19 protein-coding genes and 1 tRNA gene are annotated in these 20271 nt (G+C 65.7%); 10 read left to right on the top strand and 10 right to left on the bottom strand.

Going from position 1 to position 20271, the window contains the following annotated elements:
* The first annotated feature begins 1 nt into the window (after position 1).
* Complete coding sequence (locus SRAA_RS05260; protein WP_231849342.1) at positions 2–919, top strand: diguanylate cyclase; 918 nt, start codon at positions 2–4, stop codon at positions 917–919.
* A gap of 24 nt (positions 920–943) precedes the next feature.
* Here SRAA_RS05260 and SRAA_RS05255 read toward each other — a convergent pair whose 3' ends face one another.
* From SRAA_RS05255 to SRAA_RS05230, 6 genes are all read right to left on the bottom strand, one after another.
* Complete coding sequence (locus tag SRAA_RS05255) at positions 944–1339, bottom strand: hypothetical protein (RefSeq protein ID WP_045531344.1); 396 nt, start codon at positions 1337–1339, stop codon at positions 944–946.
* A 66-nt stretch (positions 1340–1405) separates the two neighbouring features.
* Positions 1406–2107: a response regulator transcription factor gene (locus SRAA_RS05250; protein WP_045531343.1), complete on the bottom strand. Its 702-nt coding sequence runs from the start codon at positions 2105–2107 to the stop codon at positions 1406–1408.
* Positions 2108–2204: 97 nt separating this feature from the next.
* Entirely contained in the window at positions 2205–3809 is a 1605-nt protein-coding gene (locus SRAA_RS05245; RefSeq protein ID WP_045531341.1) for a sensor histidine kinase, read from the bottom strand.
* A 6-nt stretch (positions 3810–3815) separates the two neighbouring features.
* Positions 3816–4445 carry a hypothetical protein gene (locus SRAA_RS05240; protein WP_231849341.1) on the bottom strand — a complete coding sequence of 210 codons (630 nt, stop codon included), beginning with the start codon at positions 4443–4445 and terminating at the stop codon, positions 3816–3818.
* A gap of 154 nt (positions 4446–4599) precedes the next feature.
* A complete protein-coding gene (locus tag SRAA_RS05235; protein ID WP_045531339.1) occupies positions 4600–4995 on the bottom strand; it encodes a type II toxin-antitoxin system VapC family toxin in 396 nt (131 codons plus the stop codon).
* On the bottom strand, positions 4992–5243 hold the full coding sequence (locus SRAA_RS05230; protein WP_045531338.1) for an AbrB/MazE/SpoVT family DNA-binding domain-containing protein: 252 nt from the start codon (positions 5241–5243) through the stop codon (positions 4992–4994). The genes SRAA_RS05235 and SRAA_RS05230 overlap by 4 nt, the downstream gene beginning before the upstream one ends.
* Before the next feature lie 194 nt (positions 5244–5437).
* Between SRAA_RS05230 and SRAA_RS05225 the strand changes: the two genes are divergently transcribed.
* Both SRAA_RS05225 and SRAA_RS05220 read left to right on the top strand, forming a co-directional pair.
* Positions 5438–5773 carry a type II toxin-antitoxin system RelE/ParE family toxin gene (locus tag SRAA_RS05225; RefSeq protein ID WP_045533322.1) on the top strand — a complete coding sequence of 112 codons (336 nt, stop codon included), beginning with the start codon at positions 5438–5440 and terminating at the stop codon, positions 5771–5773.
* Complete coding sequence (locus SRAA_RS05220; RefSeq protein ID WP_231849340.1) at positions 5763–6119, top strand: helix-turn-helix domain-containing protein; 357 nt, start codon at positions 5763–5765, stop codon at positions 6117–6119. The genes SRAA_RS05225 and SRAA_RS05220 overlap by 11 nt, the downstream gene beginning before the upstream one ends.
* A gap of 80 nt (positions 6120–6199) precedes the next feature.
* Here the strand turns inward: SRAA_RS05220 and SRAA_RS05215 are convergent.
* The 3 genes from SRAA_RS05215 to SRAA_RS05205 all read right to left on the bottom strand — a co-directional run bounded on the left by SRAA_RS05215 (position 6200) and on the right by SRAA_RS05205 (position 7827).
* Positions 6200–6289: transfer RNA gene (locus tag SRAA_RS05215), tRNA-Ser, on the bottom strand.
* A gap of 79 nt (positions 6290–6368) precedes the next feature.
* On the bottom strand, positions 6369–7289 hold the full coding sequence (locus tag SRAA_RS05210) for an SPFH domain-containing protein (RefSeq protein WP_045531336.1): 921 nt from the start codon (positions 7287–7289) through the stop codon (positions 6369–6371).
* Between the two features lie 82 nt (positions 7290–7371).
* Positions 7372–7827, bottom strand: coding sequence for an NfeD family protein (locus tag SRAA_RS05205; protein WP_045531335.1), 456 nt, complete (start codon positions 7825–7827; stop codon positions 7372–7374).
* Between the two features lie 140 nt (positions 7828–7967).
* On the opposite strand from SRAA_RS05205, the gene SRAA_RS05200 reads away from it, so the two are divergent.
* Together SRAA_RS05200 and SRAA_RS05195 are read left to right on the top strand one after the other, a co-directional pair.
* On the top strand, positions 7968–10262 hold the full coding sequence (locus SRAA_RS05200) for an arginine/lysine/ornithine decarboxylase (protein WP_045531334.1): 2295 nt from the start codon (positions 7968–7970) through the stop codon (positions 10260–10262).
* A 74-nt stretch (positions 10263–10336) separates the two neighbouring features.
* Complete coding sequence (locus tag SRAA_RS05195; RefSeq protein WP_045531333.1) at positions 10337–10564, top strand: HP1242/YdcH family protein; 228 nt, start codon at positions 10337–10339, stop codon at positions 10562–10564.
* 135 nt (positions 10565–10699) lie between these two features.
* On the opposite strand, the gene SRAA_RS05190 is transcribed toward SRAA_RS05195, so the two are convergent.
* Entirely contained in the window at positions 10700–11395 is a 696-nt protein-coding gene (locus SRAA_RS05190; RefSeq protein ID WP_082039923.1) for a C40 family peptidase, read from the bottom strand.
* Positions 11396–11479: 84 nt separating this feature from the next.
* Here SRAA_RS05190 and SRAA_RS05185 point away from each other — a divergent pair, with 84 nt between their 5' ends.
* The 5 genes from SRAA_RS05185 (at position 11480) to SRAA_RS05165 (ending at position 20271) form a co-directional block, all read left to right on the top strand.
* Entirely contained in the window at positions 11480–12094 is a 615-nt protein-coding gene (locus SRAA_RS05185; RefSeq protein WP_045531332.1) for an isochorismatase family protein, read from the top strand.
* A 65-nt stretch (positions 12095–12159) separates the two neighbouring features.
* Entirely contained in the window at positions 12160–16296 is a 4137-nt protein-coding gene (purL, locus tag SRAA_RS05180; protein ID WP_045533319.1) for a phosphoribosylformylglycinamidine synthase, read from the top strand.
* Positions 16297–16337: 41 nt separating this feature from the next.
* Positions 16338–18521, top strand: coding sequence for a PhnD/SsuA/transferrin family substrate-binding protein (locus tag SRAA_RS05175; RefSeq protein ID WP_045533317.1), 2184 nt, complete (start codon positions 16338–16340; stop codon positions 18519–18521).
* Entirely contained in the window at positions 18518–19837 is a 1320-nt protein-coding gene (locus tag SRAA_RS05170) for an ATP-binding protein (RefSeq protein WP_045531331.1), read from the top strand. Before SRAA_RS05175 ends, SRAA_RS05170 begins: the two co-directional genes overlap by 4 nt.
* The gene (locus tag SRAA_RS05165) at positions 19834–20271 is read left to right on the top strand and encodes a response regulator (protein WP_144318709.1); all 438 of its coding nucleotides are present in this window, start codon (positions 19834–19836) and stop codon (positions 20269–20271) included. The genes SRAA_RS05170 and SRAA_RS05165 overlap by 4 nt, the downstream gene beginning before the upstream one ends.

Here is a 20271-nt window from a genome sequence, read left to right as displayed (position 1 = left end):
GTTGGGGGATGCACTCGAACGCCGGCCGCGCCTGCTGGTGGTCGATGATCAGCCCGTCAACGTGCAACTGCTCTATCGCGTCTTCGCTTCGGATCACCAGGTGTTTGCCGCCACCGATGGCCTCAAGGCGCTTGAAATCGCGCGCCAGCAGCAGCCCGACCTGATCTTGCTCGACGTGGTCATGCCGGGCTTGGACGGCTTCGAGGTCTGCCAGCGCCTGCAAGCCGACGAGCTTACGCACGACATCCCGGTGATCTTCCTGACCGCCAACTCCGACCCCGATTCCGAAGCCCACGGCCTCGACGTGGGGGCGGTCGATTTCATCGGCAAACCGTTCAACACCAAAGTGGTGCGCGCGCGTGTCAAAACCCACCTCACGCTCAAGCGCCAGGGCGATTTGCTGCGCCGCTGGGTGTTTCTCGACGGTCTGACCGGCATCGCCAACCGGCGCCATTTTGACGAACGGCTGGCGATCGAGTGGGCGCGCAGCCAGCGCAGCGGTGCGCCCCTGAGCGCCCTGCTGATCGACGTCGACCACTTCAAGCGCTTCAACGACACGCACGGCCACCAAAACGGCGACGATTGTGTGCGCCGGGTGGCGGCTGCCTTGGCCAGCGGCCTGCAGCGCCCGACCGACCTCGTAGCCCGTTACGGGGGCGAGGAGTTTGTCTGCCTGCTGACCGATACCGACGAGTACGGCGCCCTGCACCTGGCCGAGCTATTGCGCCAGCGCGTGCACCAAGAAACCCAGCCCGGTGTTACTGGGGCCGCCTGGCCGGCGGTGACGGTCAGCATCGGCGTGGGCTGCGCCCGACTCGACCTGATGCACGGCGCCGACGATTTGCTGCGCGAAGCCGACCACAACCTGTACCGCGCCAAAAAAGCCGGCCGCAACAGCGTGCGGGCGGGCGTGGCTTAGACCTAGGCTGGTTTGTGTGGGGACCTAGTCCACGTACTCCATCTCATGGACGGCGTCGCGCAGGGCCAGCAGCGGGTTGAGATCGGAATCATCTCCGTGGTCTGTGCAGACCTCGCTTTGGCCGGCCTGATCCACCGCCTCGACCCATTGCGCTGCGGGTTTGAGCCGGTGGTGGCGCACCAGTTCGATCAAAAAACGCGCTTGAACGGCCCGATCGGCTTGGCTGGGCCATTGCGCCAGATCGGCGCGCAAACGGCGCCGGCGCACGCGGCGCCACACCAACCCCCACAAACCCGAGCCCAAGGCCACCACGCCCAAGGCGAAAAACGCCCACCAGAAATACACACTGCCCGGCACGTGGGCCAAGGGCGCTTCATAGGGTGCAATGGAAGATCGGTGCGGTGTGGCGTCGGTGAGCATGCTGGGGGTTAGGAGGAGGGCACCCGGTGCGGGCGCAGTGCGGGCAGTGTACAACGCCGGTTTTGCTTATGAGTTAGGCGCTGTTGTCGCCGCAACGGCGTCGAGCCGGTAGCCCAGACCGCGCACGGTCTTGATCAGGGCCAGTGCGTGCCCCTCATCGATCTTGGCGCGCAGGCGCCGGATATAGACCTCGACCACGTTGGTGAGTGGGTCTTCGTAGCTGCCCCAGACGTTGGCCAATATGCGCTCGCGGCTGAACAGGCGCCCGGGCGCGCTCATGAGCAGCTCCAGCAGCGCCAGCTCCTTGGCCGTCAGGTTCAGGGTTCGGCCGGCGCGCCAGCACTGCATCTGGTCGCGGTCGAACAGCAAGTCGGCCACCTGCAGCGTGCGCGCGCTCTGAGCCAGCACCGATGGGCGGCGCAGCAGCGCCTCGATGCGCGCCAGCAGTTCATCGAAGGCAAAGGGCTTGCCCAGATAGTCGTCGGCCCCGCAGCGCAAGCCCGTGACCCGGTCCTCCACCCCGTCCAGCGCGGTGAGCATGAGCACCGGCATTTGCAGGCGCTCGGCGCGCAGCCGCTGGCACAGCTCGATGCCACTCATGCCCGGCAGCATCAGGTCGAGCAGCAGCAGGTCGCAGGGGTGCTGGCGCAGGCGCAGCAGCGCCTCTTCGGCATTGGCCACGCGCTGGGTTTGGTAGCCCTCGGCGGCCAGGCCCCGGCGCAGAAAATCGGCTACCCGGTCGTCGTCTTCCACGATCAGCAAGTACATGGTGGTGGCGGTTGGAAAGGTGGGGTGGCTGGGTTTCAGTGGCTGGGGGAGGTGTCGCGGCGGGATTGCCTAGGTTGGGCAGCAGTTTTGGAGCGTCCTAAACGACTGCAGAGGCAACGGCCAGCGGCAACTCGATGGTGACGCGGCTGCCACCGGCGGCCAAGGCTTCGATGACTATGCTGCCCCGGTGCGCCAGCACGATGGCGCGCGCGATCGACAAGCCCAGCCCCAGACCCTCGGGGCTGCGCTGGCGCGCCGCGTCGCTGCGAAAATAGGGCTCGAACACCTGTTCGGCTTGTTCGGGGTCTATGCCCATGCCGCTGTCGCTGATGCCGATGCGCAGGCACTGCGCCGCCACATCGGGCTCGGCCTCGATCTGCACCTGGCTGCCGGCGGCGCTGTAGCGCACCGCATTATCGAGCACGATCACCAGCGCCTGCTGCAATTTGTCGAGGTCGGCGTCGAGCAGGCAATCGCTGGCAGCAACAGTGGCCGCATCGCGCAGTTCGATGCCCCGATGCGAGGCGATGGCCTGCATTTGGAGCAGCGCCCCGTGCACCACGGCGCGCACGGGCACGGGTGCAAAGGCATAACTTTGCGCGCTGGCAGTCGAGCGGGCCAGCCGCACCAGCTCCTGCACCCGCTGGCCCAGCGCACCCGCCGCCTGGACGATGCGCTCGAGGGCGCTGCGGTAAACGGCCTGTTGCGCCTCGATGTGTGCTTCGGCATCGGGCCCTTGCCCGCGCCCACCGCTGCGCAGTGCGATTTCGGCCTCGCCCCGGATCACCGTGACCGGGGTGCGCAACTCGTGGCTGATTTCGGCAAAAAACTGCTGCCGCCGCGCATCGGCTTTGAGCAGCGCCTCGTGGCTGCGCATCAGGGCCTGGGTGCGCTCGGCCACGGCGGCATCGAGCCCGGCGCGCAGGGCCTCGCTCTGGCGCCGGTTGGCATCGAGTTGCAAGGCCAGCGCGTTCAACTGCTGCCCGATCTGGCCAAATTCGTCGGCATGCGGGCTGAGCCGGCGCTGCCGGTAGTCGCCCTCGGCCAGCGCTTCGGTCGAAAGCAGCAGCTGCCGAAACGGTCGATGCAGCCGACGCACGAAGTAGGCAGCTGCCAGCGAGCCCCACAGCACCGACAGCAGCAACAGCCCGATGCTGGAGCGTTGCAGGGTGGTCAGGGTCTGCTTTTGTTGCGCCATGGCCTGTTCGGTGGCGTGGCGCTGTTGCGCGATGGCGGCGGCCAGCACCTGGCGCATGTCGCGCCCGCCGTGGTGGTCAAACACCGTGGCCGCTTGTAACCACATCAGGGCGTGATCCGAAGCCGGGCTGCGTGCGGGGGCAGCGCTGGCTTGGAGCACGTAGGCTTGCATGGCCGCAAAATTGGCGCGCAGCAGCGGGATGGGTTGCACCCCGGGTTGCGTTTGCAAGCGCTCGAGCTCGCCCAAAGACCGGTCCATCTCGCGCAGCAGCAGAGCGCGCTGCTCCACACTGCCTTGGCCGGTCAGGGCCGTGCCCGCCAGCCAGACCAGCAAACGCTGCTTGTTGGCCGCCAGCGCCTGGTATTCGGTCAGCATCTGCTGTGCGTCGCGGGTCAGGGCCGACTGCACGCTGGCGCTGCGCACCGCCCACACCGAAAAAGCCGCCTGCACCGCGCTGAGCAGTATCAGCACCGCAAAAGCCAGGGTCAGGCGGCTGAGCAACACGGCCGATCAGGAGCCGGTGAAGGGCAGCGAGGAGTGGTGCAGCACGATGCGCAGATTGCCTTGCGGGTCAAGGCGGTAGCCCCAGGTTTTGTCAACCGTGGTGCGGGTGCCGTCGCGGTTGGTGAGCGTCACGTTGCCCATGGTCTTGGCGATGTCGCCGTGGATCAGCATGGCGGCGTTGCGCACTTCCACGTTGGTCCAGCCTTTGAGGGCAAAGCCGCGGTCGTTCGGGAAGGCTGGGTTGTTGCCCACGAAGTAGGCCAGCGCGCCTTCGCGGGTGGTGCGAAAGGTGTGCGGGGCGGTGGTCAGGGTGGGCTTGAACAGCACCGGGCCCATCTGGTAGCCATAAGCGGCATCGAGCACGGCCGAGGCGGTGGCGGTGGCGCGCGCAAGGCCGCCGCTGGCGAAATCGGTGCTGATTTGCACCAATGCCCGGCCCCAAGCCTGCTGTGCTGCGAGCACTTGGGCTTCGGTGATGGTGCGGGCTGGGGTAGCGCGCGCCGCCGTGGCAGCCTGAGCCGCAGGCGTGGCCGCAGTGGCGGCGGCAGCGGCCCCGGCTGCGTGAGAATGGGCGAGCGAGGAAAAGGCCAAGCCGGTGCCCAGAAGGGCGGCGACCAGAAGGTTGCGGTTCAACATGCGAAAGTCCTTTGTATGGAGTGACAACAAGGGGCACGACCCAATCGCCCAGCCCCAAAACCTATTTCACCCCAGCCCGCTTGGCAGGGCATGACAAACGCATGAACGGGCGCTGAAGTTGGGATGAACGGCAGATGAACAGGGGTGCTGCGATTTACAAAAGCCGTGCTCGGTGCCCCAGAGCCGTCAGCAGGGCCACCGCTTGTTGGTCAAAGGAAACAAAGGTTTCTCCGCCTAGCCAACGGCCCTCGTAGGCGATCACGCCATCGGCAAAATCCCCGCCTGCGTCGAGCACCGACAGACATGCCTCAACGGCCGGCCGATTCACCTGCACATTGGCGGCGGCCAATAGTGCGCGGATAGCGGCAGCAGCGTCGGCGGGTTGAAAGCCGTAAACCCTGAGCAGCACCCACACGAACTCGCACAGGCAAGGGAGCGCGACCGCAATCGATTCGGCATCGGCCAAGGTCTGGGCGGCACGGCGCGCTTGCGCGGGATCGTCACACACCACCGCACGCACCAGCACGTTGGTATCGACGGCCACCTTCATTGTTTGCCAGCCCAGCCCTGCGCGGCGGCCTCGTTGATTTCCTCCAGACTGGCAACCTTCGTGGTCCGGTTCGCCAGCAGCCCAACGAAGCCATCGATGGTGGCGGTGCGCCGGGCCGCCTTGAGCATACCGCGGCCATCGGGCAGCAAATCCAGCTCGATCTTGTCCCCGGGACGGATGCCGAGGTGATGCAGCACGTCTTTTCTGAAGGTCACTTGCCCGCGTGCGGTAACGGTCAGTGTGGTCACGGTGTCCTCACATGCGCTGATTGAAGACGTGTATGGTAATGCAAAAACGCCTTACCTCGTAAATTTACGCTTCCCCCAGCATGGTTGTCATTTCCCGGGCGATCATGTGGCGCTCGTGCCAGCTATCAGAGCCGTGCTGCGGGGTGAAGCAGTGCGATTCCCCACAAGGTAATCCAATGGAGTACACTGCACCCATGCTCACTGTTGCTGAACTGCCCGAGTACCTGCGCACGGCCAGCAGGCTGCTGGCGGACGCCGAGCGCCGGGCCATCGTGGACTACCTTGCCGAGCACCCTGCGGCCGGAGACCTGCTCGAAGGCACGGGTGGCGTGCGCAAGCTGCGCTGGGCACGGGCTGGCCGGGGCAAGAGTGGCGGCGTGGGCGTCATCTACTACTTTCACAGCGGAGCAATGCCGCTGTACCTGCTGTCGATGTTCGCAAAGAATGAGCGCGCGAATCTGAGCCAAGCCGAGCGCAACACGCTGGCCGGGCTGGTGCGCGTTTTGGTAAAAATCTGGCTTGAAAGGTAATGTGATGGGCAAGGGATTCGAAAGCATTCGGCAAGGTTTGACCGAGGCCATCGGTCACGCCAAGGGCGAACAGGCTGGGGTGCAGATATGGCACCCGGTCGCAGTTGATGTGGCGGCTGTGCGCGGTCGGATTGGTCTCACTCAGACCCAGTTTGCGGCGCGCTTTGGCGTATCTGTCGCGACGCTGCGCCACTGGGAGCGCGGCGATCGCAGCCCGCACGGCCCTGCATTGGTGCTGCTGAACCTGATTGACCGCGATCCGGCCGGGGTGCTGCGCATGTTGGGCAGCACGATTCCGTACAGGGCAGCAGCAAGCGGCGCGGAGAACACAAACCCGGCGGCTTGACCGACCTGCGATCTGGGTTGCGGCTCGTTTTTGCTAAAAAATCCCATGTAACCGATTGACTTCCATGGGATTTTCTGGTCTGGCGGAGAGAGCGGGATTCGAACCCGCGGTGGGGGTTAGCCCACACACGCTTTCCAGGCGTGCGACTTAAACCGCTCATCCATCTCTCCGGGTAGCCTAGGATTCTACACTGGCAGCCGCAGACGCACAGCAGACGCACAGCCGACGCACGGGCCGCCGGCCCGGCTTTCAGGCCCCCGGCTTGAGCGTGCGCACCATCTGCATCGCCGAGCCAATCAGATTGCTCACTTCGCTCATGTTGGAGGGGACGATCAGGGTGGTGTTGGACTCGGTGGCCACCTTGGCGTAGGCTTCGACGGCTTTTTCGGCCACCTTGAGCTGCACCGCGGCCTCGCCCCCTTCGGTGCGGATGGCGCGCGCGATGCGCTCGATGGCTTGCGCCGAGGCTTCGGCCACGGCCAGGATGGCGGAGGCCTGGCCTTGGGCCAGGTTGATGGCGGCCTGGCGTTCGCCCTCGGAGCGGGCGATGGAGGCTTCGCGCTCGCCGTTGGCGATGTTGATCTGCTCTTGTTTGCGCCCTTCGGAGGCGGCGATGAGGGCGCGTTTTTCGCGTTCGGCGGTGATCTGGGCCTGCATCGAGCGCAGAATTTCGGCCGGCGGGGTGAGGTCCTTGATCTCGTAGCGCAGCACCTTCACGCCCCAGTTCAGCGCCGCCTCATCGACGGCGGTGACCACCTGGGCGTTGATCATGTCGCGCTCTTCGAAGGTTTTGTCGAGCTCCATGCGGCCGATGATGCTGCGCAGCGTGGTTTGCGCCAGTTGCGTGATGCCCATCATGAAGTTGGAGGAGCCGTAGCTGGCGCGCATGGCGTCGGTGACTTGGAAGTACAAAATCCCATCGACCTTGAGCTGGGTGTTGTCTCGGGTGATGCAAATTTGCTCCGGCACATCCATCGGGATTTCCTTCAGGCTGTGCTTGTAGGCCACTCGGTCAACAAAGGGCACCAGAAAGTTCAGCCCCGGCCCGAGCGTGCCGGCGTATTTGCCCAAGCGCTCCTTGACCCAGGCGTTTTGTTGCGGCACCACCTGGATGGAGCGGATGACGAACACGATGGCGACGATGACGATGGCAAGGGCGATGAATTCCATGGAGATTTCCTCTCAAAAAAAATGCGGTTTCAAGCCCCGCCAAGCGCAGCCACGGATGGCGGCACCGGGCTGGATGTGTGTGCTACTCGCTGGCCACAGACGGCGCAGCCGCGCTGGGGCTGACCAGCAAAGTATTGCCCTGCAAAGCGACGATGGTGTGACGCCCGGGCTGGGCGCTGGCCGGGTCGCCTTGCAGTTGCACCGCCCAGTCGGCACCGCGGTAGCGCACCTGCGCCGTGCCGTCTGCGCGCCAGTGCTCGACCGTGAGCGACTGGCCGATGTCGAGGTTGATGTTTGGGTTGTGCCCCGCTTGCGGCTGCGCCGGATGGCGCGCGCGCCAGCGCTGCCAGATCGCCACCGCGCCGCCGCCCACCGCCGCGGCGCTGAGCAATTGGCCGGTGAAGTCCAGCCCCGCGTGCGCGGCCAGCGCACCGGCTGCCAGCCCCACGGCCAGCATGAGCAAAAAGAAGGTGCCGGTCAGGAGTTCCAGCACCACGGCAGCGCCCGCGAGCAGCCACCAGATGGTCCAATCGGCCATTTACGTCCTTGGTTGCAGGGGATGTGTGGCTTGCAGCATAACCCATCACTGGCTTTGGTGCCAATAAATCTGCTGTCGGCAGGCATCAACCGCCCCTCGATCGGCTGAATCGACACAATCCCTCACTACACTAGCGGGCTATGAAATTTCGCTTCCCCATCGTCATCATCGACGAAGACTTCCGCTCCGAAAACACCTCGGGTCTGGGCATTCGTGCGCTGGCGCAAGCCATCGAGAGCGAGGGCTTCGAGGTCGTCGGCGTCACCAGCTACGGCGATCTGTCGCAGTTTGCGCAGCAGCAAAGCCGCGCCAGCGCCTTTATTTTGTCGATCGACGACGAGGAATTCACCCCAGGGCCAGACCTGGACCCGGCGGTGCTCAATCTGCGCCACTTCATCGACGAGGTGCGGCGCAAAAATGCCGACGTGCCGATCTACATCTACGGCGAAACCAAGACCAGCCGGCACCTGCCCAACGCCATTTTGCGCGAGCTGCACGGCTTCATTCACATGTTCGAGGACACGCCCGAGTTCGTGGCGCGCCACCTCATCCGCGAAGCCAAGAGCTACCTAGAGGGCATCCAGCCGCCCTTTTTCAAGGCGCTGCTCGACTACGCCGAAAACGGCTCCTACAGCTGGCACTGCCCCGGCCACTCGGGCGGGGTGGCCTTTCTCAAGTCGCCCGTGGGGCAGATGTTTCACCAGTTCTTTGGCGAAAACATGCTGCGCGCCGACGTCTGCAACTCGGTCGAAGAGCTCGGGCAGTTGCTGGACCACAACGGTGCCATCGGTGAGAGCGAGCGCAACGCGGCGCGCATTTTCAACGCCGACCACTGCTTTTTCGTCACCAACGGCACCAGCACCAGCAACAAAATGGTCTGGCACCACACGGTGGCACCGGGCGACGTGGTGCTGGTGGACCGCAACTGCCACAAGTCGGTGCTGCACAGCATCATCATGACCGGATCGATTCCGGTGTTCCTCAAGCCCACGCGCAACCACTGGGGCATCATCGGCCCGATTCCGCAAAGCGAGTTCGAGCCCGACGCGATCCGCGCCAAAATCGAAGCGCACCCGCTGCTGGCCGGGGTCGATGCGCAGACGGTCAAGCCGCGCATCCTCACGCTGACGCAGTCCACCTACGACGGCGTGCTCTACAACACCGAAGCCATCAAGCAAATGCTCGACGGCTACGTGGACAACCTGCACTTCGACGAAGCCTGGCTGCCGCACGCGTCCTTTCACCCCTTTTACGGCACCTTCCACGCCATGGGGCGCAAGCGCGGGCGGCCGCGGCATTCGGTGGTCTATTCCACGCAGAGCATCCACAAGCTGCTGGCCGGCATCAGCCAAGCCAGCCACGTGCTGGTGCAAGACTCGCAGACCACGCCGCTGGACCGGCACCTGTTCAACGAAGCCTATCTGATGCACACCAGCACCAGCCCGCAGTACAGCATCATCGCCAGTTGCGACGTGGCCGCCGCCATGATGGAGCCACCCGGCGGCACCGCGCTGGTGGAAGAAAGCATTGCCGAAGCGCTGGACTTCCGGCGCGCCATGCGCAAGGTCGATGCCGAGTTTGGCGACGACGACTGGTGGTTCCAAGTCTGGGGCCCCGAGGCGCTGGCCGAGGAGGGCGTGGGCCGCGCCCACGACTGGATTTTGCAGCGCACCACCCCCGACGGCCAGCCGCTGCTGCGCGGTGGCGACGCCTGGCACGGCTTTGGCGACATGGCGCCGGGCTTCAATATGCTGGACCCGATCAAGGCCACCTTGCTCACGCCGGGGCTGAACATGAAAGGCGACTTTGCCACCAGCGGCATTCCGGCCAGCATCGTCACCAAGTACCTAGCCGAGCACGGCGTGGTGGTGGAAAAAACCGGCCTCTACAGCTTTTTCATCATGTTCACCATCGGCATCACCAAGGGCCGCTGGAACACCCTACTCACCGCTCTGCAGCAGTTCAAGGACGATTACGACCGCAACCATCCGCTCTGGCGCACCATGCCCGAGTTCTGCCGCAAGCAGCGCCGCTACGAAAAAATGGGCTTGCGCGACCTGTGCCAAATGGTGCACGAGCTGTACGCCAAGTCCGACATCGCGCGCCTGACCACCGAGATGTACCTGAGCGACCTGACCCCGGCCATGAAGCCCAGCGACGCCTTCGCTCAGATCGCCCGCCGCCGCACCGAGCGGGTGCCGATCGACGCGCTGGAGGGGCGCATCACCACCGCGCTCATCACCCCGTACCCGCCCGGCATCCCGCTGCTGATACCGGGTGAGGTGTTCAACCGCCGCATCGTCGATTACCTCAAGTTTGCGCGCGACTTTGCCTTGCAGTGCCCCGGCTTCGAGACCGACATCCACGGCCTGGTGGTCGAGGAGGGCGCAGACGGGCGCAAGACCTACTTTGCCGACTGCGTCAAGGCGCCCTGACACTGGGTTACAGTAGCCACTGGAGCTGCGGCCATGTGGCCTGAGCAGCTATTTTTCAACGATAAGGAGTAAGCATGTTTCCAGAGTACCGCGACCTGATTTCCGAGCTCAAGGTGAGCGACCACCACTTCAGCCGCCTGTTCGAGAAGCACAACGATCTGGACCACACCATCAAGAATATGGAGGCCGGTATCGCAACCGGCAGCCACGATCAGATCGAGACACTGAAGAAGGAAAAACTGCGCCTCAAGGACGAGTTGTACGTGGTGCTAAAGAAGGCCGACGCCGCCCGGACGGCCTGAGCGCAGCCCCCATCCCCATCGGCGGGGCCCATCCCTAAGCGGAACGGGGCCTGTTTGGGGGTTGGGTTCTGCTTGGACGGATGCCTAAAAAGCCGCCTGCGGGCGGCTTTTTTATGTGCGGGACGCGCTGGGTGCCTAGCGCAGCGCCAGCAGTTCGATCGACACGGGCGGCGCGGCGGGCGCGCGGGCCGTGGCCGCCTCGGCGGGCACCCGCCGCGCGCCGTTGAAGCGCGTGGCCCAAAAGCGCACGTCCATGCGCTCGATGCGAATGCGCGCGCCGCTGCGCGGCGAATGCACGAAGCGGTAATCGCCAATGTAGATGCCCACATGGCTGTAGCGCCGCCCTAGGGTGTTGAAAAAAACCAGATCACCGGGTGCCAGTTCGCTGCGCTCGATCGGGGCGGTGGCGCGGGCCTGCTCGCGCGCAATCCGTGGCAGTTGCAAGCCCATGACTTGGCGAAACGCCGCCTGCACAAAGCCGCTGCAATCAAAGCCTTCTTCGGCGCTGTTGCCACCCAGCCGGTACGGCACCCCCAGAAAACCCAGCGCATGCACCACCAGGCTGGAATGCAAGGGCCGTTGGGGGCGGTCTGCGTTTGCAGCAGGGGCTGCCTCGGCAGGTTCGGCATGGGGTGCGATGGGGAGGGCTGGCGCTGTGGGATAGACGAGGGCGCTGGCCGGGGCCGCCAAACCCTGTTGCTGCAAAAAATCCGCCAGCGCATCGGTGGCGTGAGCGGGTGCGGGCACAATCAGGGCAGCCCACACCGCCACGGCGGCCAGACGATGCACCGCCTTGGCACGGAGGGTATTGCATGCGTTGATTTGGCTCATGGCTTGCAGAATATAAGCAAAGCTTTGTGCTGTCAATGGTTTGTGGTTCAAATTTGAAGTAATCCGCTGACGGAGACCGTTACCATGCTGCTCGACCTTGATGATTGCCAACTGGTGCTGGTGGACTACCAGGCCAAGCTGATGCCGGTGATCGGCCACGCCGACGAGGTGCTGGCGCGTGCCGTGCTGCTGGCGCGCGCCGCCCGCTTGCTGGGTGTTCCGGTCTGGGGCACGGAGCAAAATCCGAACCGCCTAGGGCCCAACGCACCCGAGCTGCGCGCATTGTGCCAGCAAACCTTCAGCAAAATGCATTTCAGCGCCTGCGAGTCGGACCTGCTCGATGCCCTGCGCCCGCCCGAGCGGCCCGCGCCCAAACTGGCGGGCAACGCGCGCAGCCTGCCCAAGCACCTGCAAAAACCCGCCGCCGCGCCCGAGCCCGAGCGCCAAACCGTGCTCATCGCTGGCTGCGAAACCCATGTGTGCCTGTTGCAAAGCGCGCTCGGCCTGCTGGAGCAGGAGTTTGAGGTCTGGGTCGTCACCGACGCCTGCGGTTCGCGGCGCGAGCGCGACCGCGACGCCGCCTTCGACCGCTTGGCCAACAACGGCGTGGAACTGGTGACGAGCGAAATGGTGCTCTTCGAGTGGCTGCAACACTGCGAGCACCCGCAATTTCGCGAGCTGCTGGCGCTCATCAAGTAAGCCCGGTGGTGGCGCGGTGGGTCGGTAAAATCAGCCCCAATACCCCATCCCACCTGGCCCACACCGTGACCCCACACCTGACCCCAATCGAGGGCGGCGACGCCCTCAGCCGTTTTCGCGCCCAACAAATCCTGCCCCGCCTGCAAGCCGTCTCAGGGGCCATAGTCGGCGTGTCGGCGCGCTACCTGCATTGGGTGGCCACGGACGCCCCCTTGACCGCGGCGCAACTGCAAGACTGGCAGGCGCTGCTGCGCTATGGCCCGGCCTGCGAACCCCAGCCCAGCAAGGGCGACAGCGTGTTGGTCGTGGTCACGCCGCGCTTGGGCACCGTGTCTCCTTGGGCCTCCAAGGCCACCGACATTGCGCGCAACTGCGGTTTTGCTGTGCGCCGCGTCGAGCGCTGCACCGAATACCATTTGCAACTGCGCGCCGGCCTGTTTGGCCGCTCCAGCGCCGGCCTGAACCCCGCGCAGTGGCAGCAGGCGGCGGCGCTGCTGCACGACCGCATGACCGAAAGCGCGCTGGCCACCCGCGAGGCGGCGCAGCAGTTGTTCAGCGAACTGGCCCCGGCCCCGCTGGAGCACGTCGATCTGCTTGGCGCGGGCCGCGCCGCGCTGGAACAGGCCAACCGCGCCTGGGGCTTGGCGCTGGCCGAAGACGAAATCGACTACCTGCTGGCGGCCTTCAAGGCGCTGGGGCGCAACCCGAGCGACGTCGAGCTGATGATGTTTGCGCAGGCCAACAGCGAGCACTGCCGCCACAAAATTTTCAACGCCGAATTCGTGATCGACGGCGTGGCGCAGCCGCACAGCCTGTTTGGCATGATCCGCCACACGCACCAAAGCAATCCGCAGCACACCGTGGTGGCCTATTCCGACAACGCCGCCGTGATGCAGGGGCACCAGTTGGAGCGCTTCGTGGCGCGCATGGCGCAGCCCGATGCGGTGCCGGTTTACACCACCGAGACCGCCGAACAGCACATTCTGATGAAGGTGGAAACGCACAACCACCCCACCGCAATCTCGCCCTTTGCCGGGGCCGCCACCGGCGCCGGCGGTGAAATCCGCGACGAGGGCGCCACCGGGCGCGGGGCCAAGCCCAAAGCGGGCCTCACGGGCTTTAGCGTCTCCAAGCTCTGGGGCGGCTGGGCCGACCTGCCCGAGGGCAAGCCTGAGCACATCGCCAGCCCCTTGCAGATCATGATCGAAGGGCCGCTGGGCGGGGCCGCTTTCAACAACGAGTTCGGCCGCCCCAATCTGCTCGGTTACTTTCGCGAATACGAGCAGGTGGTGGGCGGGGTGCGGCGCGGCTACCACAAGCCGATCATGATTGCCGGCGGCATTGGCCAGATCGACGCCGCGCTCACGCACAAGGTGCAGTTTGCGCCCGGCTCGCTGTTGATCCAGCTGGGCGGCCCCGGGATGCGCATCGGCATGGGCGGCGGCGCCGCCAGTTCCCTGGCCAGCGGAACCAACGCCGCCGAGCTCGACTTCGACTCGGTGCAGCGCGGCAACCCGGAACTGGAGCGGCGGGCGCAGGAGGTGATCAACCACTGCACCGCGCTGGGCGCGCACAACCCGATCCTGTTCATTCACGACGTGGGCGCGGGCGGGCTCTCGAACGCCTTCCCCGAACTGGTCAACGACGCCGGGCGCGGCGCCCACTTCGACTTGCGCGCCGTGCCGCTGGAAGAAAGCGGCTTGTCGCCCAAAGAAATCTGGTGCAACGAGAGCCAAGAGCGCTACGTGCTGGCCATCGCCCCCGAGTCGCTGGCGCAGTTCCAGGCCTTTTGCGAACGCGAGCGCTGCCCCTTCGCCGTGGTGGGCGTAGCAACCGAGGCGCGCGAGCTGGTCGTCAGCGATGGTGGGGAGGGGGGCAGCACAGCGCCGCTAGGCGCAAGCGTGAGGGCCAGTCCTTCACCAGTCCAGATGCCCCTGGACGTGCTGCTCGGCAAGCCGCCCAAAATGCGGCGCGAGGTGCACACGCTGCCGCGCCCGCGCACCGAGCTCGACCTGAGCGAGGTGCAACTGCAAGCCAGCGCGATCGGCGTGCTCAGCCACCCCAGCGTGGCCTCCAAGCGCTTTCTCATCACCATCGGCGACCGCAGCGTGGGCGGCCTGACGCACCGCGACCAGATGGTCGGCCCGTGGCAGGTGCCGGTGGCCGATTGCGCCGTCACCCTGGCCGACTTTGCCGGCGTGGCCGGTGAGGCCATGAGCATGGGCGAGCGCAGCCCACTGGCCGCGCTCGACGCCCCGGCGGCGGCGCGCATGGCGGTGGCCGAAGCCATTACCAACCTGCTGGCGGCCCCGATCGAACTCGGGCGCGTCAAGCTCTCGGCCAACTGGATGGCCGCCTGCGGCGAGCCGGGCGAAGACGCCGACCTCTACGCCAGCGTGCGCGCCGTGGGGCTGGAGCTGTGCCCGGCGTTGGGCATAAGCATCCCGGTGGGCAAAGACAGCCTTTCCATGCGCACCCAGTGGCGCGCCGAGGGCCAAACCCTCAAGGTCACCTCGCCCGTGAGCCTGGTGGTGAGCGCCTTTGCCACCTTGGCCGATGTGCGCGGCACCCTGACACCGCAACTGCAAACCCACGAGCCCGACACCGCCTTGCTGCTGATCGACCTTGGCAAGGGACAAATGCGCCTGGGCGGCTCGATTTTGGCGCAGTGCCTGGAGCAAAGCGGCGACCCCGTGCCCGACCTCGACCAGGCGCAAGACCTGATCAGCCTGGTGCAGGCCGTCAACGCCCTGCGCGCCCAAGGCCTGCTGCTGGCCTACCACGATCGCAGCGACGGCGGCTTGCTGGCGGCGGTGGCCGAAATGGCTTTTGCCGGCCAGGTGGGCGTGGCCCTCAACCTCGACGCCCTGCTGGTTGAGGGCGACGGCGTGAGCGACAGCCGCATGGACGCGGGCGATAGCAAAAACTGGGCCTCCCAGGTGGCGGCGCGGCGCGAAGAGCGCAGCCTGCGGGCACTGTTCAACGAAGAACTCGGCGTGCTGCTGCAAGTGCGCAGCGCCGAGCGCACCCAGGTGATGCAGGTGCTGCGCGCGCATGGCTTGGGCGCGCACAGCCACTTCGTGGGCAAGGTGCAAAGCCCGGCCTGGCCCAGCGCCACCGCAGCCACCACCGCAGCCACCACCGCAGCCACCACCGCAGCCACCACCACCGCAGCCACCACCGCCGAAGCAGCGCCCGAGCAGCGCCTGCAAATCTGGCGCGACGCGCGCAAGGTCTTCGACTCCAGCCTGCAAGACTTGCAGCAGGTCTGGGACAGCGTGAGCTGGAAAATCTGCCGCTTGCGCGACAACCCGGTGTGCGCCGACGCCGAACACGCCGCCCTTGGCCAGCCGGGCGATCCCGGCCTACACCTGGCGCTCAGCTTCGACCCGGCCGACGACGTGGCCGCTCCCTACCTGAACCTGGCGCGCCCCAAGGTGGCGATTCTGCGCGAGCAGGGCGTGAACTCACAGCTCGAAATGGCTTACGCCTTCCACCTGGCCGGCTTCGAGGCGCACGACGTACACATGAGCGATTTGCAAAGCGGCCGCGCGCACCTGCAAGATTTCAAAGGCCTGGTGGCCTGCGGCGGCTTCAGCTACGGCGACACGCTGGGCGCGGGCATCGGCTGGGCGCGCTCGATCACCTTCAACCCGGCGCTGGCCGAGCAGTTCCGCGCCTTCTTTGGCCGCCCCGACACCTTCGGGCTGGGCGTGTGCAACGGCTGCCAGATGTTTGCCGAACTGGCCGACCTCATCCCCGGCGCGCAAGACTGGCCGCGCTTCACCAGCAACCAGTCGGAGCGCTTCGAGGCGCGGCTCTCGATGGTCGAGGTGCAAGCCAGCCCGAGCCTGTTCTTCCAGGGCATGGCCGGCAGCCGCTTGCCCATTGCGGTGGCGCACGGCGAGGGCCATGCCAACTTTGCCCAGCGCGGCAGCGCCGAGCAGGCCATTGCAGCGCTGCGCTTTGTGAATCACCACGGCGCCGCCACCGAGGCCTACCCCTACAACCCCAATGGCAGCCCCGGTGGCTTGACTGGCGTCACCACCGCCTGCGGGCGCTTCACCGCGCTCATGCCCCACCCCGAGCGCGTGTTTCGCAACCTGCAACTGAGCTGGACCGACCCACGCCACAGCGGCGCGCTCGAAGGCCCCAGCCCGTGGCTGCGCATCTGGCGCAATGCGCGGCGCTGGGTGGGCTAGACGCACCACAAGCCAACAGCAGTCAGCAACACCCACCGACCATGCGCCGCCTGCTGTACCTCTGCTTGTTGTGCTTGTTGCCGCTGTTGGCTGGGGCTTCGGCGACTGGCACAGCCCCAGCCCCCGGTGCGGCCTCGGCCACCGAGCGTTTTGTGCTCGGGGTGCTGGCCACCCGGCCGCTGCCGCTGGTGGAGCAAGAGCACCAGCCCCTGGCAGACTACCTGGCGCAGCAACTGAATGCCGAGGTGCAGCTGCACGTGCTCGATGACGCAGCCCTGAATCGGGCGTTGGAACGCGGGCAGATCGACTTTTTGCTCACCAGCCCCGGCCACTACATGATCGTGCGCCGCCAGTTCCCCCTGGCGGGCTTGCTGGCCACGCTGATTCGCCAAGACAACGGGCAGCAAACCACGCAACTGGGCGGCGTGATCATCGCCCTCGCCGCACGCACCGATCTGCGCACCCTGGCCGACCTCGAAGGCCAACGCATCGCGGCGCTGCCCCCGCGCACGCTGGCGGGCTACCAAATTCAGGCCTACGAGCTGCTGCAAGCCGGTTTTGATGTGCAGCGCGACTTTGCCTTCACCCACTTCGAGCACCACGACGCGGTGGTGCAGGCGGTGCTGACCGGGCAGGCCGATGCCGGCTTTGTGCGCACCGGCATCCTCGAAGCGCTCAAGCTTGAAGGGCGGCTGCGGGCGCAGCAACTGCACGTCATCCACGCGCAGCAGCACCCGGGTTTTCCCTTTTTGGTTTCGACCCGGCTCTACCCCGAGTGGGCTTTTGCCGCCATGGAGCGGGTCGATCCCCTCGTGGCGCGGCGAGCGGCGGCGGCTTTGATGCTGCTGCCGCCCGGGCACCCGGTCACGCAAGGCACGCAAATCGCCGGCTTTGCACCGCCGCAGGTCTATATTGAAGTCGAAGACGTGACGCGCGCGCTGCGCCTGCCACCCTTTGATGCCGCGCCCGAGTTCACTTGGGCCGATGTGTGGGAGCGCCACAAAAATCCGCTGCTGGCGCTGGCGGTGAGCTTTCTGGCCATCGTCGCGTTGCTGGGCTTTAGCTTGTGGCACCGGCGCGAGCTGCAGCGCCAGCGCGACGCACTGGACCGGTTGATACAGTTGTGGCCGCAACCCATGCTGCTCATCCATCAGCAGCGCTTCGTGCAGTCCAACCGGGCTGCGCTGGCGCTGCTTGGCCTAGAGCACGAGCACGAATTGCTGGGCCGCACGCCGTGGGATATTTCGCCGCCGCAGCAAAGCGATGGCCTTGATTCGCGCCAGCGCGTGCAAGCGGTGCTCGATGCGGTGCAGCACGGCCAAGTGACGCGGCTGGACTGGGACTTGAGCCAGCGCGACGGCGCCCTGGTGGCGGTGGAATTCACGCTGCTGGCGCTGGAGCCGCACGCCGCTCAGCGCAGCAACCAGCGCATTTTGTGTGGCTGGACCGACCTGACATTGCGCAAGCAAACCGAGCGCTTGCTGCAGCAGCACGCCGACAACTTGGCGCGCTCCAACGCCGAATTGGAGCAGTTCGCCTACGTGGCCTCGCACGATCTGCGCCAGCCGCTGCGCATGATCAACAGCTATGTGCAGTTGCTCGAGCGCCGCTTGGCCGATCGGCTCGACGAGGAAACGCGCCAGATGATGGGCTTTGTCACGCAGGCGGCACAGCGCATGGACCAGATGCTGGTCGCGCTGCTCGAATACTCGCGCGTGGGGCGCTTAGGCGAGCCCATGGAAGCGCTCTCCATGCGCGAAGTGCTTGATGAAGCCTTGCGCTTCCTCGCCCCACTCAGCGCCGAGACGCAGGCCCAAATTCGCGTACGGGGGCATTGGCCCGAACTGCTTATCAGCCGCAACGAAATCACGCGCCTTTGGCAAAACCTGGTGGGCAATTCCCTCAAATTTCGCGCACCAGACCGCGCACCGCAAATCGAAATCAGCGCCGCACCCGATGAGCAGGGCTGGCGCTTCGAAGTGGCCGACAACGGCATTGGAATCGACCCAGGGCAGTTCGAGCGCCTGTTTCGCGTCTTTCAACGCCTGCACACCCGCAGCGAATTTGAGGGAACCGGCATCGGGCTGGCGCTGGCGCGCAAAATCGTCGAGCGCCACGGCGGGCGCATCTGGGTCGAGTCGGCTGGACTGGGGCAGGGCAGCCGCTTTGTGTTCTTCCTGCCTACACAAAGCCCTGATTCGGCGCACGCGGAGCCTCAATCATGAAGTCGAAATGGCAAAAATACCTCGCTTGGCCGCTGTTGGCCTGGGCGCTGTGGCAATTCACCAACGCGGCTTGGGCTCTACCGGGCGGCCCCACCTTCGCGCACTTCTTTAATACCCACGCCAACCCGATGCTGATCATCAACCCAGCCAGTGGGAAAATCGTGGATGCCAACCCGGCAGCCGCGCGCTTTTACGGCCATCCAAGGGAGCAGCTGCGTCAGATGACGATACAGCAGATCAACGCCTTTACCCCCGAGCAGGTTGCGGCCGAGCGCGAACTGGCGAGCATTGAGGGGCGCAACTTCTTCATCTTCAGGCACCGCTTGGCCAGCGGCGAGCTGCGCACGGTCGAAGTCTATACGCACCCCTACGCCTTCAACGACCTCACCTTGCTGGTCTCGGTCATCAACGACATCACGCCCGGGCGCCACCAAGCGGTCGATCTTTGGCACTACAAGCAGCGGTTGGAAGAGATGGTGGTCATACAAACCGCCACAATCGAAGCCGCGCGGCGCTGGCAGGTGCTCACCCTGCTGCTGGCCGTGTTGGCGCAGGCCGTGGCCATCGTCTGGCTGCTGCTGGTGTTGCGCCAGCGCAAGGGGCTGGCGGCTGAACGCCAAACGCTGCAGGCGCACAACCAGGATCTTGCCCACCTAGGCCAGGCGCTGTCGCACCACTTCCTAGAGCCCACGCGGCGGCTGCGCAGTTTCGCGCAGCGCCTGCAGAACAAGCCCGCGCTGGCGCTCGACGAAGACAGCCGCCAGGCGCTGCGCTTCATCGACGAGCAATCGAGCCGCCTGTCGAACCTGGTGCGCGATGTGCAGCGCTACCTGCTGCTGGATCAATCCCCCCCAGAGCACGCAGCCGGCGCCGACGCGCTGGCGGCGCTGCGCGCAGCGCTCGAGCCCTTGCAAGATGAGCTGGCCGGCTGCACCCTGCGCCTGCCCGAGCAGACCCTGCAGGTGGCGATGGACAGCCAGCGCCTGCGCGAGGTATTCCAGATTTTGCTCGACAACGCCTTGCGCTACCGCCACCCCGAGCGGTCTTTGCTGATCGAGGTGCGCTTTGAGCGCCAGCCCAACGGCTGGGCGCGCCTGAGCTTAAGCGACAACGGCAGCGGCATTCCCGCCCCGTACCGCCAGCAGGTCTTTGATCTGTTCTCGCGCCTGGTCGGCAGCGAAATACCGGGCAGCGGCATGGGTTTGGCCTTGGCGAGCAAAATGCTGCAATCGGCCAAAGGCCGTGTGCGCATCGAAAACGGATTGGACGGCGGTGCGTGTTTCGTCATTGAGCTTCCATTAAAATTGCAACCATGACAGCTTCGCACCCCATTTCGATTTTATTGGTCGAAGACGAACCGGCCGACGCCTACTTGGTGCGCACCGCCTTCAAAGAGGGCAAGGTGCTGGCCCAATTGCACCACGTGCGCGATGGGGTGGAGGCCTTCGCCTTTTTGCGCCGTGAAGCTGGCTTTGCGGATGCACCCCGGCCCGACCTGATCTTGCTCGACCTCAACATGCCGCGCATGGATGGGCGCCAGTTTTTGGCCTCCATCAAGCAAGACCCAGATTTGGTCAGCATCCCCGTGGTGGTGCTCACCACCTCCGACGCCGAGAGCGACCTCCTCTCCAGCTACGAGCGCAGCGTCGCCGGCTACATCGTCAAGCCCATTGACATCGACGAATTTGTGCGCCTGGTGCGCGGTCTGAACCATTATTGGGTTTCGATCGTCAGCCTGCCCGATCACTAG

Source organism: Serpentinimonas raichei, assembly GCF_000828895.1.
Classification (GTDB): Bacteria; Pseudomonadota; Gammaproteobacteria; order Burkholderiales; family Burkholderiaceae_C; genus Serpentinimonas; species Serpentinimonas raichei.
Note: the sequence above shows the minus strand (reverse complement) of the source record. Positions and strands in the feature narration are given on the sequence as shown.

Bases quoted from the DNA above. Each gene is read 5' to 3' on its own strand.
- SRAA_RS05255 (WP_045531344.1), bottom strand. From the start codon at position 1,339: ATGCTCACCGACGCCACACCGCACCGATCTTCCATTGCACCCTATGAA.
- SRAA_RS05250 (WP_045531343.1), bottom strand. From the start codon at position 2,107: ATGTACTTGCTGATCGTGGAAGACGACGACCGGGTAGCCGATTTTCTG.
- SRAA_RS05240 (WP_231849341.1), bottom strand. From the start codon at position 4,445: ATGTTGAACCGCAACCTTCTGGTCGCCGCCCTTCTGGGCACCGGCTTG.
- SRAA_RS05235 (WP_045531339.1), bottom strand. From the start codon at position 4,995: ATGAAGGTGGCCGTCGATACCAACGTGCTGGTGCGTGCGGTGGTGTGT.
- SRAA_RS05225 (WP_045533322.1), top strand. From the start codon at position 5,438: ATGCTCACTGTTGCTGAACTGCCCGAGTACCTGCGCACGGCCAGCAGG.
- SRAA_RS05210 (WP_045531336.1), bottom strand. From the start codon at position 7,289: ATGGAATTCATCGCCCTTGCCATCGTCATCGTCGCCATCGTGTTCGTC.
- SRAA_RS05205 (WP_045531335.1), bottom strand. From the start codon at position 7,827: ATGGCCGATTGGACCATCTGGTGGCTGCTCGCGGGCGCTGCCGTGGTG.
- SRAA_RS05200 (WP_045531334.1), top strand. From the start codon at position 7,968: ATGAAATTTCGCTTCCCCATCGTCATCATCGACGAAGACTTCCGCTCC.
- SRAA_RS05195 (WP_045531333.1), top strand. From the start codon at position 10,337: ATGTTTCCAGAGTACCGCGACCTGATTTCCGAGCTCAAGGTGAGCGAC.
- SRAA_RS05190 (WP_082039923.1), bottom strand. From the start codon at position 11,395: ATGAGCCAAATCAACGCATGCAATACCCTCCGTGCCAAGGCGGTGCAT.
- SRAA_RS05185 (WP_045531332.1), top strand. From the start codon at position 11,480: ATGCTGCTCGACCTTGATGATTGCCAACTGGTGCTGGTGGACTACCAG.
- SRAA_RS05175 (WP_045533317.1), top strand. From the start codon at position 16,338: ATGCGCCGCCTGCTGTACCTCTGCTTGTTGTGCTTGTTGCCGCTGTTG.
- SRAA_RS05170 (WP_045531331.1), top strand. From the start codon at position 18,518: ATGAAGTCGAAATGGCAAAAATACCTCGCTTGGCCGCTGTTGGCCTGG.
- SRAA_RS05165 (WP_144318709.1), top strand. From the start codon at position 19,834: ATGACAGCTTCGCACCCCATTTCGATTTTATTGGTCGAAGACGAACCG.